The following is a 12,994-nucleotide window of genomic DNA, read 5'->3' on the forward strand; positions in this document are numbered from 1 at the left end:
CTGACCTATTTTGAGATCTAAAGGAGAATAATTATGAAAAAGAAAATGGTCATCACCCTGACAGCTGCTTCCATTGCAGTACTGTCCGCCGCCCTGGTTACAGGATGCGGCAAATCCGGTTCCTCCGAGGGAGGAAACAAAGAGGACAACAAGCTCAATGTCTACAACTGGGGCGAATACATTGACGAGGATGTGATCTCCCAGTTTGAGGAGGAGACAGGGATCAAGGTTGTCTATGATGTATTTGAGACAAATGAGGAAATGTACCCTGTCATCGAGGCCGGCGCTGTGAAATATGATGTGGTCTGCCCATCGGATTACATGATCCAGCGTATGAGCCAGAACAATCTGCTGGCCGAGATCAACCTTGACAACATCCCCAACTATAAGGAGATCGGCGAGGACTACCTGGATATCTCCAAGGGATTTGATCCTGAGAACAAGTACTCCGTACCCTACTGCTGGGGCACCATGGGTATCCTCTACAACACTAAGCGGCTGGAGGAACTGGGCGTGCCGGCTCCCACTAAGTGGTCTGACCTCTGGGATGAGCGTCTCAGCGGTGAGATCCTGATGCAGAACAGCGTAAGGGACGCATTTACAGTTGCCCTGAAAATGGAGGGTTATTCCTTAAACTCCACCAACCCGGACGAACTGGCCCAGGCCCGTGACCTTTTGATCCAGCAGAAACCCCTGGTACAGGCATATGTCATTGACCAGGTAAGGGATAAGATGATCGGCGGCGAGGCAGCCGTGGGCGTGATCTACTCCGGAGAAATGCTCTATATTCAGGAAGCAGTGGCCGACCAGGGCCTGGACTACAGCCTGGAGTATGTGATTCCCGAGGAAGGAACCAACTACTGGATCGACTCCTGGGTAATTCCCGCCAATGCGGAGCACAAGGAAAATGCCGAGAAATGGATCGACTTCCTGTGCCGTCCTGACATTGCCAAGAAGAACTTTGAATATATCACCTACGCAACACCCAACAAAGGCGCATACGACCTGCTGGATGACGAGTTAAAGAACAACAAAGCGCTGTTCCCTGATATCCACAGCCTGCCAAACTGCGAGATCATCAAATACCTGGGAGATGACGTGGATACCATCTATAATGATATGTGGAAAGAGATCAAATCCGAATAAATATAAGATCCATGTGCGGATCATTGTAATAGAGTAGAGAAGTAATTGCTAGGAATTACTTCCCTCTCATTGAACCGTACGTACGGGTCTCGTATACGGCTCTACAACTTATATTCCAACTTATCTTAGATAATAATTTAAAGGATTGAGCAAACCAGCTCCGTCCTTTATTTTATTTTCAAGCAACTCTGGACTTAGAATATAATTCACAACATTCATACCACTTCTCCTGTACCAACCAAGTCTTGAATTAGCAACTTTGTAAATAGCCTCATGGTCAAACCCATTTTTATATTTCTGATTGAGATAGCATAGGTTTCTATATATTCTCTTAGGCATTTTCCATTGCTTTATAACAATTACTCTTATCTTGTGCCTAAGCCATGCTCCAAACTCTTTCATAAATGTTTTCATCATTCCGATTCTAAAGTAGTTAATCCATCCTCTGACTATTTCATTCACTCGTTTAATTGTTTCTGCAAGTGGTCGTGCAATAGCCTTATTTCTTTTGAGGTATTCACTTAATTTCTGTTTTAGTCTCTTTTTCTTCTCTGTGGTGGGTTTTACTTTCCATTCTCCACCATGATTTAAAAATGTGAAGCCAAGATATTTGCTTCTTGTAGGTCTGACTACTTTCGTTTTGGTTGCATTTACTTTTAGAAACAGTTTTCTTTCTATCCAGTCTGTTATGGATTTCATCACTCTGTTGGCTGCCATTTCACTTTTAGTGAAAATCATTGTATCGTCAGCATACCTTGTAAAACGAAGTCCTCTTTGTTCCAGTTCCTTGTCTAATTTATCAAGATACACGTTAGAAAGTACGACTGAGAGAGGTCCCCCCTGCGGCACACCTGTCATGGTTGCTTGTTCCAGTCCTTTTTCCATCACTCCTGCTTTGAGATATTTCCGAATCAGGTTTAATGTGGTACTGTCATTCACTTGCTCTCTAAGAATCTGAATTAACTTATCGTGATTTACTTTATCAAAGAATTGTTCTATATCAATGTCTACTACCCATTCATATCCCTCGTTCAGATTTTCCAATGCTTGTTTTATGGTATCATGACAACTTCTTCCTGGTCTGAAACCATAGCTAAATTCACTGAATATTTCCTCATATATTTCTATAATGGGTTGAGCTATAGCTTGTTGTATCACTCTGTCCAAGACCGTTGGGATTCCTCTGATTATCACAAAATTTATGCACATCGCCCCTCTCGATATAGACAGTATTCCTCGGTTACGTTCCTACTTTTCCTATCCATCTGATTTCTGGCTAATGCACCATTCTCTTAATAACAATTCGTACTATAGATCGTTTCAGTCCTTCAGTTATTACGCCTACTATGACTTCATCTGACTCCCTCCCTAAACCTTTTTCGACCATATCGAATGATATGTGGGTAGGGTCTCCCAAGGTAAGACACTAATCTTTCGTTCCACAACCTCTTGATTTACAATTTCGGTTATACGTTTACCCTTTGGGCTTTAGTTTGTCATGCAACCTTACCCACCTCATCGCCTTATCAAGTTTCTGTTCGTAGGCTCGAGAACTTTGCTATGCGCTTCCTTCATCTATGCCATTACTGACACCAACTTACGCTCCGCTACACTTGGCGGTAAATACCTGTGACTGGACTTTCACCAGTTAGATTAGTGCCATGCTTGGCACACATGGAAAAGGCCCGGGCGCAGGAAGCGCCCAGGGCCTTTTCTGGTGTAGTTTATGGATGTTATGCAGGAACCTATACGGTTCCAAACGGAATTTTTAGCCCTGTTAGCCGGACCATTACCTGATGGACCTGGTTGGGAAGTATTTTCTGAAGGAACGGACGGATATGGGGATGTAGAATTGGTGATAAGAAATATGAACCGAAGCCAGGATAGAATTTTTTAATAACAATAACCATATCTTCCCAAGAGAAAATACTGTTCTAAAATGTTTGAATGAACATTTTTTTATAGATAAAAATGAATATAAAAACTTTTTTATAAGTTGAATCAGACATTTTTTGTCTATATTGCATATTTTTTTCTAATATTTCTTGTTTTTATACACATCTTTGCTCAATTTTTTATTTGACTATCTTCGTTTTTACGAATATACTTCAAACATAAAGTATTATCAATCAAACATTAGCAATTATCAATTCTACCTTGTTTTCTCTGCAGCAATCCACAAATGCTTCAGAGATACCGGAATCCGTAACCAGGGCATCCACTTCAGAAATCGTCCCCAGCTGGAAAAAGCGGGGTTCATGGATTTTACTGCTGTCTATAAGGGCAACTGTCTTTTCAGAATGCTGAATGATCAGCTTTTTAATCTCCAGGTCATTTACACTGTTTGTAGTGATCAGGCCGTCACTTGTAATACTGTAAAAACCAAGAAATGCAATTTTAAAATACATGGACTTCAAAAGATTCTGCGTAATAGGTCCAAAACAGGAATGGGCTGTCTTGTGAAGCTCCCCGCCCAGAGAAAACACCGTACTTTTCGTGCACTTATTGAACTCCAGCGCAGCTGTCAGCGAGGTGGTGGTGATGATCAATGGTTTATTATACGGTATGAACTCTGCCATGCTAAGGCATGTGGAGCTGTCATCAATAAAAATATTATCCCCCGGATTAAGGAACTTGACCGCTTCTCTTGCAATTGCCTTTTTTTCCGCAATATGTTCCTTTGCACGGGCGGAAAACGAAACGCCGTCAATATACTTTTCAGTTGGTATGGTAGCCCCTCCGTGGGTGCGGATAGCCTTTCCCTGGGTAACAAGCATGTTGATATCCCGCCGTATGGTCATTTCCGAGACATGAAAAAGGCTGCTCAGGTGCGAGACCTCAACAGAACCTACAGAGAATAAAAGTTTTTCAATCTGGGAAAGGCGTGTACTCTTTGACATACCATAAATATAATATACCAAAACTCAAAATGCAATATCAATTTATCACAACATAAAAATTAAATATCAGGAGGAAACGTAATGGCTAAGTACAACAAGATTTTAGGAAGTATCGCAGGGGCTGCCGTAGGCGATGCCATGGGCGCTGCCACGGAGACAAGGAGTGCCGAAAGGATCAAAGAAGATTTTGGTGGCTATGTGGAGCAGATCATCACACCGCCGTCAGACTGTTTTGCCCGCGGGTATGATGCCGGCACTGTCACCGATGATTTCAGCCTTGCCTATTATACAGCCATTGAACTGGCGGCATCCAAAGGCAATGTAGACAACGAGGTGGCTAAAAAGGCACTCTTTACCTGGGCCTCCTATCCCCAGTTTTTCAGGTTTGCAGGTCCTACCACGGAAGCTGCTCTGAAAAAATTAAAAGGGGAGGAAATAGTAAATCCCAAAGGATACATTGCCGCTGACAATTTAAAAGCAACCAATGGTTCCGGGATGAAGATCTTCCCGGTGGGATTGATCAACCCGGGGAACCTGGATAAAGCAGTGCAGGACACCATCACCATCTGTATGCCCACCCACAACAACAACGTGGCCATCTCCGGTGCCTCAGCCATATCTGCCGCGGTTGCAAAGGCAATGGAAGATGATGCCACCCTGGACCGTGTCATTGAAGCAGGAATTTACGGAGCTCATAAGGGATTTGAAGACAGCTCCAAAATAGCACACCGGCTGGCCACTCCTTCTGTGGAAAAAAGGATCCGACTGGCGGTGGAGATCGGAAAGAAAGGAACCGGCTGGGAAAATACCATGCTGGAGTTAAGGGATATCATCGGAGCCGGACTGATGGCCACAGAGGCGATCCCATGCGTATTCGGCATCCTTGCCGCAACTGCAGGGGATCCCATGGCCGCGATCAAAATGGGTGTCAATATCGGCGATGATACCGACACAGTGGCCACCATGGTAGGGGCAGTGGCAGGCGCACTTTACGGCATGGGCAACATCCCTGAGGACTATATTGCTCTCATTGACAAAGTAAACGGCTTTGACCTTAAGGGACTGGCACGGGATATAGAAAGGGAGTTTTATGAATGATCCATGAAAAGATATCTAAGGGCAACTATGTCATTGCCATAGGAGCCGCTGCGTTTGATGAGTATTACACCACAGATACCTGGCCCCAGGAAGGGGGCAAGACTATGGTGGAGTATAAGGAAGATATGATCGGAGGCATGATCCCCAATGCTGCCTGCGTATTTGCAGGATACGGCATAGAAACCTACCTTGTTGACACCTTAAAAAGCAATAGCCGTAAAACAGAGATGATCGTTGAGGACCTGAAAGCCCACGGGCTGCACACGGAACTGATCCGTTACCGCGATGATATCCCGGATGCCAGAACCATCATTATACTCACCGGCAGGGAGCGGACCATACTGGTAGTTGAACCTCATAAACCAATGCTGGATATAAAAGACAGCGAGCTGGACTTGTTCAGAAATGCATCCTATCTCTATACCACCCCTGTAGAACTTAAGAATATAAGGAACTATATGGAATTCCTAGATGATATGAAAGCCCACCAAGTCAAACTGGCTTTTGACATCGAGGAGTCGACCGTGGATACCTGTGATAGGTCGCTGATCTACAGGGCAGATGTACTCTTCTTCAACGAGTTTGGTTTCCGAAAGATAAAAGGAAACCGCAGCGAAACCGAGACCTTATCAGAAATGTTTGAAAAGGGGGTGGAAATTGCCACCATTACTCTGGGCGAGAAAGGAAGCTTTACTGCCACCAAAGACGGATCTTTCAGGACCGCGGCTTTAAAGCAGGATGTGGTTGATACAACCGGGGCCGGAGACACATTTAACAGTTCATTTATCACCTATCTTCTCATGGGAAAAAGCATAAAGGAGGCCGCCCTGTTTGCCAATACGGCCGGAGGATACTCCGTCACACAGTACGGCCCCAAGGGCGGCGTCAATGAATTGAGCTTTATAGAGAACCTGGTAACAAAGTTGGATCAAAGCTATGGAAGGGAAACGCGATGGGACAGGAAATTCTAAAAGCAAAGTGTATCAAGAAGAGTTTTTTCGGAAATGAAGTCCTAAAGGGAGTGGACTTTGAAGTACAAAGCGGCGAGATCCATGGGCTGGTCGGCGAAAACGGGGCCGGAAAATCCACACTGATGAAGATCATCACAGGGGTCTATACAAAAAACAGCGGCGAGATCTACCTGGACGGCAAGGAAGTCGACTTTTCCGACCCGGGCAAGGCGCGGGATGCCGGTGTCTCCATCATACACCAGGAGTTTAACCAGTTCTCCAATCTGTCGGTTGCCGAGAATATCTTCCTGGACAGGAAGGAATACCGAAGTTCCCTTGGGGTTGTAAACTGGAAAAAGATGCGTGAGGATGCAGGGAAGGTACTGGGGGATCTGGGCGCATCCTTTGATGTGGAGATTCCGGAACGCCTGCTGTCTGTGCGGGAACAGCAGCTTGTGGAGATAGCCAAAGCCATTTCCTCCAACTGCCGTGTCCTTATTATGGACGAGCCCACAGCAGCCCTGCCGGAAAACGAGGTGGGAAAGCTGTTTGATGTCATCCGTGTCCTGAAGGAAAAGGGGGTGGCAGTCATATACATCTCTCACCGGATGAAGGAGATCGAACAGATCTGCGACCGCGTCACTGTTTTACGGGATGGAAAAAAGATCAGTACCCTGGACATGGAACAGGGGCGGATCGATGAGGTCATCTCCCAGATGATCGGCAAGAGCATCACCAACTATTATACCCACACGGAACGCACCATGGGAGAAACCATCCTGAAGGTTGAGAACCTGAGCGGGCACGGGGTTTCGGATGTCTCATTCCAGCTGCACAGCGGGGAGGTACTGGGACTTTACGGCCTTGCCGGTTCAGGGGCTACGGAAACAGCTGAAATGATCATGGGTCTGAAACGTCCCCAAAAGGGCAGCGTCACTATGAGGGATAAAAAGCTGTCCATGAAAAATATCGGTGAATCCATGAATTCAGGGATCGGATACGTCCCCTCCGACAGGAGGCAGGAAGGGATCATTCTCAACATGCCCATCAGCCAGAATACCATCCTGGCCAACTTAGATGCATATGACGGCAGGATCATGCTGAATCATCAAAAAATCAGTTCCCGTGTGGAGAAGGCCATTGAAAACCTGAAGATCAAGTGTGTTTCTTCTTCCCAGGAGGTCATGCGGCTCTCGGGAGGGAACCAGCAAAAAGTTGTCCTGGCAAAATGGCTGGACAGAAATCCCCATGTCCTGATCCTCAATGAACCCACCAGGGGAGTTGACGTGGGAGCAAAAAGCGAAATATACAAGCTGATCGATGATCTTGCCAACAGCAATCTGGCTATTCTATTCATATCTTCCGAACTTCCGGAAGTCATGGGCGTTAGCGATGCCATCACGGTAATGTGCAGGGGGCACATTACCGGAAGCTTCCGGAAATCGGAGATCGGCCAGGACACGCTGCTGAAAGCAGCGTCAGGGCGTATTTAGGGGAGGAAACCACATGGATAAGGCAAAAATTATGAAGATCGTGAAAAGGCAGGAATTCATCGTTGCGGCTTTCTCGCTCCTGGTGTTTGTCTTCTTTTCCCTGTTTTCAGATAACTTCTACACTCCCACGAACCTGAGGCTGATCTTACAGCAATATGCGGTAAACGGGATCTGTGTTCTGGGTATATCGATCGTAATTATTTTAAATGGGATCGATCTGTCAGCCGGGGCTATTCTGGCCATGGCAGGGGCTGTGTCCGGTACTATGGTAAAAGCAGGCATACCCATTCTTTTGTGCATACTGGCAGGGGTGGCACTGGGTATGCTGTTCAGTTTTATCAACGCATTGATCATAACCAAATGCAGGGTTCCTGCCATTGTCACCACCATTGCCACCAATTACCTGTTTAGGGGGCTGATCGTGGTCATTACAGGGGGATATTGGGTCAATCAGTTTCCCAAATCATTCACCCGGATCGGAGCAGGCAGGCTGCTTGGCATATCAAACCTGTTCTGGATGGCCATGTTCCTGCTGATCATGATGACTGTATTTATGAAATATTTCAACACAGGCAGGAAAATATACGCGGTGGGCACCAATCCCCAGGGAGCTGACCTTAGCGGCATCAGCTCGGACCGGATCCAGATGATCGGCTACACGATCTGCGGCGCCCTGATCGGCTTTGCCGGAGTCATGTACGCATCCTCCTACGGGGCTATCAATCCTTCCTCCACAGGTTCTACCCTTGGAACCACGGTTCTGGCCGCCGCACTTGCGGGCGGTGTGAATTTCGGCGGCAAGGGCACACTGTTAGGCGGAGCCATAGGAATGCTGATGATCACCATCATCAACAACGGGCTGATCCAGATCAAGGTATCTGAATATTGGGTGGATGCGATTACAGGCGCCATCATCCTGATCGCCCTGGTGCTCAATGTCCTGAATGCCAGAGAGAAAAGAAAGGGGGACAACTGATGGCGGCGGTAAGATCAATTGTTACAGGAATCAAAAACTACTCTGAAAAGGACGGCAATAAAAATATCGTCCTGCTGGCTGTTTATCTAATGATCCAGACCGGAGTATTTGCAATGCTGACTCCATTCTTTATCACTGCGGCTAACTTTCAGAACCTGATGCGTCAGACTGCAGAACTTGGAATGGTGACCATTCCTCTTGCGATCATCCTTATGACAGGAAATATCGATCTGTCCATCGGGTCCGTTATGGGGGTCTGCGCCATTTCCCTTGCCAGGCTTTTAAAAACCGGTATGAATATCTGGCTGGCAGTTCTGATCACCATACTGATCGGCGCCGCCATTGGCAGCCTTAACGGCTTTCTGGTAGCCAGGATGCATCTGGCCGGCATTGTGGCCACATTGGGCACACAGGTCATGCTCAGAGGCGTGTGCAATATACTGACCGGCGGCAGACCGGTGAGCGGCCTGCCGGAACAGTTTCTTTCTTATGCAAATATCCGGATCTTTGGGATGCCTGTAAGCTTTATCTTTATGGCAATGATTTTTATGGCAGCTATCTTTATCATGCAGAAAACCAGCTTTGGCATACGGGTCCATGCCATCGGATATAATCCCAGGACCAGCATCTATTCAGGCCTTGGGTCCGACAAGATCAAGTTCATCATGTTCACACTGTCCGGCGCTGTGGCGGCCATTGCAGCGGCATTCATGCTGATGCGGTTCGCAAGTGCGGAGTCAAAATTCGCCAGCGGCTATGACACCGACACACTCACCTCCCTTCTCATAGGCGGGATCAGTATTGCCGGCGGTTCCGGCAATATGATCGGTGCACTCTTAGGTTTTATAACCATTGCGACCCTCAGGAACGGGCTGAACCACATGGGTATATCAGCAATCTTTCAGACCGTGATCCTTGGGATCCTTATCATCATTTCCGCTGTTAACTTTAAAAAGAAAAACTAATTCACATATCAAAGGAGGTACCATATGAAAAAAAGAAATTTAGCAGCCATAACAGCCATGGTATTAACAGGCGCATTGTTAGCAGGATGCAGCAGCGGGACAGCGGCTACTAACGCTCCCCAGACCACACAGGCCGCCAAGGATGCGGCTGAGAACACCTCAGGCTCAAGCGGCTCCGGCACACAAGCGGCGCAGGATTCCGGCGGGTCTTTTGAAATCAACCGAAAATTATTCTTCTGTCCCAAAAGTGTTGGCTTTGATTACTGGACCTCAGCTGAAAAGGGAATCATGGAAGCAGCCAAAGCCCTGGGTTATGAAGCTGTTTTTAACGGCCCGGCAACCACAGACTCCGCCCAGCAGATCAGCATGATACAGGACATGCTGGCCCAGGGCATCGGCGGTCTGGCCATTGCCCCCAATGATGCGGAGGCGATCAGCGCAACCATTAAGGAAGCCCAGGACAAGGGGGTCAATACCATCACATTTGACACTGACGCCCCCAATTCCACCAGATCTTACCTGGTGTGCCCGGACTCCGACTACTCTATGGGGCAGGAACTGGGGAAAATGATCGCGGAAGAAATGGGCCAGGAAGGAAAGCTGGCATTTATGGTCGCCTCCTTCAGTGCTGAAAACCAGGTATCCAAGGTGGAAGGAGCAACCGATTACCTCAAGGAAAACTGTCCGGATATTGAGATTGTTACAACCGTCAATTCAGATGATGACAACGAGACCGCTTTTGCAAATGCCCAGACACTTTTGACCACCTATCCTGATCTAAAGGGCATCCTGGGATTTGCCGGCGCCGAAGCCCCCCAGGCTGCGGAAGCCATCACACAGGCGATCAGCAACGGGGAAGTCAAGGAAGGCCAGATCGCAGTCACAGGAATCGGATTCCCCAATCAGTGCCGTCCCTATATCAAGAGCGGCGTGTTAAAACAGGTTCTCAGCTGGAATCCCACGGAAACAGGAAAAGTGGCCTGCTATGTGCTTGCAGCCATGGCAGAAGGTAAACCCATTGACGCCTCCTTTACAGTAGACGGCACTGATATAAAAATCGAGGATGGGAATAAAGTATACCACGGATGCATCCTGCTGACTCCTGAGAATATTGACGAATATGATTATTCATAGAGGAGATGCCATATGAAAACAATTAAGGCCGAGAGGATCAATAAAGAAAATTTTGCACCCTATGGAAGATATTACAATGTGTTTGAGGAACGAAAGACCGAAAGTGAAGATTTTACAGCCTATATGCTAAGAGAACTCCACACAGACGAGCCCATGAACTTTGGCATTACGATCTGTAAAGCCGGTGACTTTGACAGTATCAGTATGGAACGGCACTTTCTCACAGAGGAACCGCAGTTTACAGGCAACGGCGACATGGTCCTGACCGTTGCGGACAGCGACCCTGAGCACATGCCCCTGGCAGAAGATGTGAAGGCATTTATCCTGAAACCGGGAGACCTGGCAGTTCTGGCAAAAGGTATCTGGCATGATGCTAACCATGGCATCAGCAAAGACACCATGTATTACTTTATGGCAACAAATAAGGCTCCTGATTCCAGAGAAACAGAATGGGTGCAAGTCAGCCCTGAACCGGTGCACGTGCTCGTACAGAAAGGAGGTACCATATGAAGATAAAAGCAGTTCCGGTCAGCAGCACTGATTTTAAGCCCTTTGGAACATACTACAAAGTGATGGATGGGACACCGAGAACAGGCACCGGGGGATGGAAAGCCTGGATGACCCGGGATGTGTGTATGGATGACGTGGCTCACTTTGGATTTACCATGGTAAAGGGCATGCCCTTTACCGTGGACACAATGGAACGCCACACTAAAACGATGGAACTGATCGTCTGCGGGGATAAGCCCATCGTGCTGGCTGTTGCGGATTCAGACCCCTGCGGGCAGGCCAAGGCAGAGGATATCAGAGCCTTTATCATCTCTCCGGGAGAAATCGTTGTGATGAACAGGGGGATCTGGCATGATGCATGCCGCTGCGGGGAAGGCGGATCCTGTTACTACTATTTCCTTTCTCTTGAAACAGATGAGAAGGCAGTCTTTCAGCCGGTGGAAGGCGACTGTGTGGACATCACGCTTTAAGCCGGATATACAGACACGAAAGGATCTTACATATGGATATATTTTCACAGGTAGAAGCCTGGATCGATGAAAACAGAGAGCAGGAAATTGAATTTCTGCAGCATTTGATCCAAATACCCAGCATCAATCCATGGTTTTCGGATTATAGGGAATATACTACAGAAAAAAATGTCCAGGAATTTCTCGCAGAAAGCCTGCAAAAACTGGGTTTCAGTGTCCGGCTTTGGGAGACAAGCGCTGATGGATTAAAAGACTTTGAGGGATATCCCGGTTATTATAAAGATCGCCCCATGCATGACAGACCCATCCTGTATGCCTGCTATAAAGGGACAGGTAATGGCCGGTCCCTGCTTCTGACCGGGCATGCTGATGTGGTAAAGGTGGGGGAAGGCTGGACCCGGGATCCCTTTGGCGCATCCATTGAAGGCAATCAGATATATGGCCGGGGTGCAGTGGACATGAAAGGCGGAATTGCCGCCATGATCATGGCAGCAAGAGCCGTGATCGAAAACAGAATTGAACTGCGGGGAGATATCCAGGTAAATACCGTACCGGACGAGGAAGCCGGGGGAATGGGGAGTCTGGACTATGTCCACAGGGGAATCCATTCTGATGGTGCCATCATGACCGAACCCACCGATCTTCAGATCGGTCCCATGTGCCGCGGGATCCTGTGGGGCAGGATCATCATTCCGGGCAGGGCCGGTCACATTGAAATGGAACAGTCCCACTGGTCACAGGGCGGATCTGTGGATGCCGTAAAACTTCTGCAGCTCTACCTGAATCAAATTGACCATTTTAATGGCCGCTGGGCAACAAAAAAAGTTCATCCCCTTATGAATATTCCATGTCAGCTTCTGGTAGCCGGCGTACATGCAGGAGAATATCCCTCTGCTTATGCGGGCAGCGCAGAGATCATCTTCGATGCCCAATACCTGCCCCAGGATCTGGATGACCATTACCGGGGGACGCGGATAAAAGCAGAGATCGAGGACTTTGTTGCCAGGGTTGCGGACACCGATGAGTGGCTCAGGGAACACAGGCCCCATGTGGAATGGCTTCTGGATGCTGACTGCGCGGAAACGCCTGCTGACGGAGAATTTGTTAAGACCATGATCCAAGGGGCGGAAAAAATCAAATCCCCGGTCACAGTCAAGGGGTTAGGTGCCCACTCAGACATGGGATGGTATGTGCATAAAGGGATCCCCACCATTAACTTTGGTCCGGGTTCCCCACTGATCGCACATCAGGCCGATGAATATCTTGATCTGGACCAGTACATCACCAGCATTAAGATGCTGGCCGCAATGATCATAAACTGGTGCCAATAAATCCCTGTCCTGAACGGCAGG

12 protein-coding genes are annotated in these 12,994 nt (G+C 47.7%); 10 read left to right on the forward strand and 2 right to left on the reverse strand.

Annotated features, from left to right (window positions below; translation table 11 throughout):
- The first annotated feature begins 33 nt into the window (after nt 1–33).
- Complete coding sequence (locus HMPREF9469_RS11575; RefSeq protein ID WP_007862131.1) at nt 34–1,146, forward strand: ABC transporter substrate-binding protein; 1,113 nt, start codon at nt 34–36, stop codon at nt 1,144–1,146.
- A 120-nt stretch (nt 1,147–1,266) separates the two neighbouring features.
- Here HMPREF9469_RS11575 and ltrA read toward each other — a convergent pair whose 3' ends face one another.
- Both ltrA and HMPREF9469_RS11585 read right to left on the reverse strand, forming a co-directional pair.
- The gene (gene ltrA / locus HMPREF9469_RS11580) at nt 1,267–2,355 is read right to left on the reverse strand and encodes a group II intron reverse transcriptase/maturase (RefSeq protein ID WP_007862132.1); all 1,089 of its coding nucleotides are present in this window, start codon (nt 2,353–2,355) and stop codon (nt 1,267–1,269) included.
- 920 nt (nt 2,356–3,275) lie between these two features.
- Nucleotides 3,276–4,046, reverse strand: a complete 771-nt coding sequence (locus HMPREF9469_RS11585; protein ID WP_040416041.1) for a DeoR/GlpR family DNA-binding transcription regulator — start codon at nt 4,044–4,046, stop codon at nt 3,276–3,278.
- A gap of 81 nt (nt 4,047–4,127) precedes the next feature.
- Here HMPREF9469_RS11585 and HMPREF9469_RS11590 point away from each other — a divergent pair, with 81 nt between their 5' ends.
- From HMPREF9469_RS11590 to HMPREF9469_RS11630, 9 genes are read left to right on the forward strand one after another with little or no spacing between them, the layout of a single operon-like run.
- Entirely contained in the window at nt 4,128–5,144 is a 1,017-nt protein-coding gene (locus HMPREF9469_RS11590) for an ADP-ribosylglycohydrolase family protein (RefSeq protein ID WP_007862137.1), read from the forward strand.
- Nucleotides 5,141–6,115: a carbohydrate kinase family protein gene (locus HMPREF9469_RS11595; RefSeq protein ID WP_007862138.1), complete on the forward strand. Its 975-nt coding sequence runs from the start codon at nt 5,141–5,143 to the stop codon at nt 6,113–6,115. Before HMPREF9469_RS11590 ends, HMPREF9469_RS11595 begins: the two co-directional genes overlap by 4 nt.
- Nucleotides 6,097–7,587, forward strand: a complete 1,491-nt coding sequence (locus HMPREF9469_RS11600) for a sugar ABC transporter ATP-binding protein (protein WP_007862139.1) — start codon at nt 6,097–6,099, stop codon at nt 7,585–7,587. The genes HMPREF9469_RS11595 and HMPREF9469_RS11600 overlap by 19 nt, the downstream gene beginning before the upstream one ends.
- Nucleotides 7,588–7,600: 13 nt before the next feature.
- Nucleotides 7,601–8,563 (forward strand): ABC transporter permease, encoded by a 963-nt coding sequence (locus HMPREF9469_RS11605; RefSeq protein ID WP_007862141.1) that lies wholly within the window; start codon nt 7,601–7,603, stop codon nt 8,561–8,563.
- Nucleotides 8,563–9,528 carry an ABC transporter permease gene (locus HMPREF9469_RS11610; RefSeq protein ID WP_007862143.1) on the forward strand — a complete coding sequence of 322 codons (966 nt, stop codon included), beginning with the start codon at nt 8,563–8,565 and terminating at the stop codon, nt 9,526–9,528. Before HMPREF9469_RS11605 ends, HMPREF9469_RS11610 begins: the two co-directional genes overlap by 1 nt.
- Nucleotides 9,529–9,552: 24 nt before the next feature.
- Nucleotides 9,553–10,662, forward strand: coding sequence for an autoinducer 2 ABC transporter substrate-binding protein (locus HMPREF9469_RS11615; RefSeq protein ID WP_007862147.1), 1,110 nt, complete (start codon nt 9,553–9,555; stop codon nt 10,660–10,662).
- A gap of 12 nt (nt 10,663–10,674) precedes the next feature.
- Entirely contained in the window at nt 10,675–11,172 is a 498-nt protein-coding gene (locus HMPREF9469_RS11620) for an ureidoglycolate lyase (RefSeq protein ID WP_007862148.1), read from the forward strand.
- Nucleotides 11,169–11,642, forward strand: coding sequence for an ureidoglycolate lyase (locus HMPREF9469_RS30655; RefSeq protein ID WP_007862150.1), 474 nt, complete (start codon nt 11,169–11,171; stop codon nt 11,640–11,642). The genes HMPREF9469_RS11620 and HMPREF9469_RS30655 overlap by 4 nt, the downstream gene beginning before the upstream one ends.
- A gap of 32 nt (nt 11,643–11,674) precedes the next feature.
- Complete coding sequence (locus HMPREF9469_RS11630) at nt 11,675–12,973, forward strand: M20 family metallopeptidase (protein WP_007862152.1); 1,299 nt, start codon at nt 11,675–11,677, stop codon at nt 12,971–12,973.
- Nucleotides 12,974–12,994 lie beyond the last annotated feature (21 nt).

Origin of the sequence: [Clostridium] citroniae WAL-17108 (assembly GCF_000233455.1) — a bacterium.
GTDB lineage: Bacteria > Bacillota > Clostridia > Lachnospirales > Lachnospiraceae > Enterocloster > Enterocloster citroniae.

Coding starts and splice junctions, on each gene's coding strand:
- HMPREF9469_RS11605 (WP_007862141.1), top strand. CDS start 7,601: ATGGATAAGGCAAAAATTATGAAGATCGTGAAAAGGCAGGAATTCATC.
- HMPREF9469_RS11620 (WP_007862148.1), top strand. CDS start 10,675: ATGAAAACAATTAAGGCCGAGAGGATCAATAAAGAAAATTTTGCACCC.
- HMPREF9469_RS11590 (WP_007862137.1), top strand. CDS start 4,128: ATGGCTAAGTACAACAAGATTTTAGGAAGTATCGCAGGGGCTGCCGTA.
- HMPREF9469_RS11630 (WP_007862152.1), top strand. CDS start 11,675: ATGGATATATTTTCACAGGTAGAAGCCTGGATCGATGAAAACAGAGAG.
- HMPREF9469_RS11575 (WP_007862131.1), top strand. CDS start 34: ATGAAAAAGAAAATGGTCATCACCCTGACAGCTGCTTCCATTGCAGTA.
- HMPREF9469_RS11610 (WP_007862143.1), top strand. CDS start 8,563: ATGGCGGCGGTAAGATCAATTGTTACAGGAATCAAAAACTACTCTGAA.
- HMPREF9469_RS11595 (WP_007862138.1), top strand. CDS start 5,141: ATGATCCATGAAAAGATATCTAAGGGCAACTATGTCATTGCCATAGGA.
- HMPREF9469_RS11615 (WP_007862147.1), top strand. CDS start 9,553: ATGAAAAAAAGAAATTTAGCAGCCATAACAGCCATGGTATTAACAGGC.
- HMPREF9469_RS11585 (WP_040416041.1), bottom strand. CDS start 4,046: ATGTCAAAGAGTACACGCCTTTCCCAGATTGAAAAACTTTTATTCTCT.
- HMPREF9469_RS11600 (WP_007862139.1), top strand. CDS start 6,097: ATGGGACAGGAAATTCTAAAAGCAAAGTGTATCAAGAAGAGTTTTTTC.
- HMPREF9469_RS30655 (WP_007862150.1), top strand. CDS start 11,169: ATGAAGATAAAAGCAGTTCCGGTCAGCAGCACTGATTTTAAGCCCTTT.
- ltrA (WP_007862132.1), bottom strand. CDS start 2,355: ATGTGCATAAATTTTGTGATAATCAGAGGAATCCCAACGGTCTTGGAC.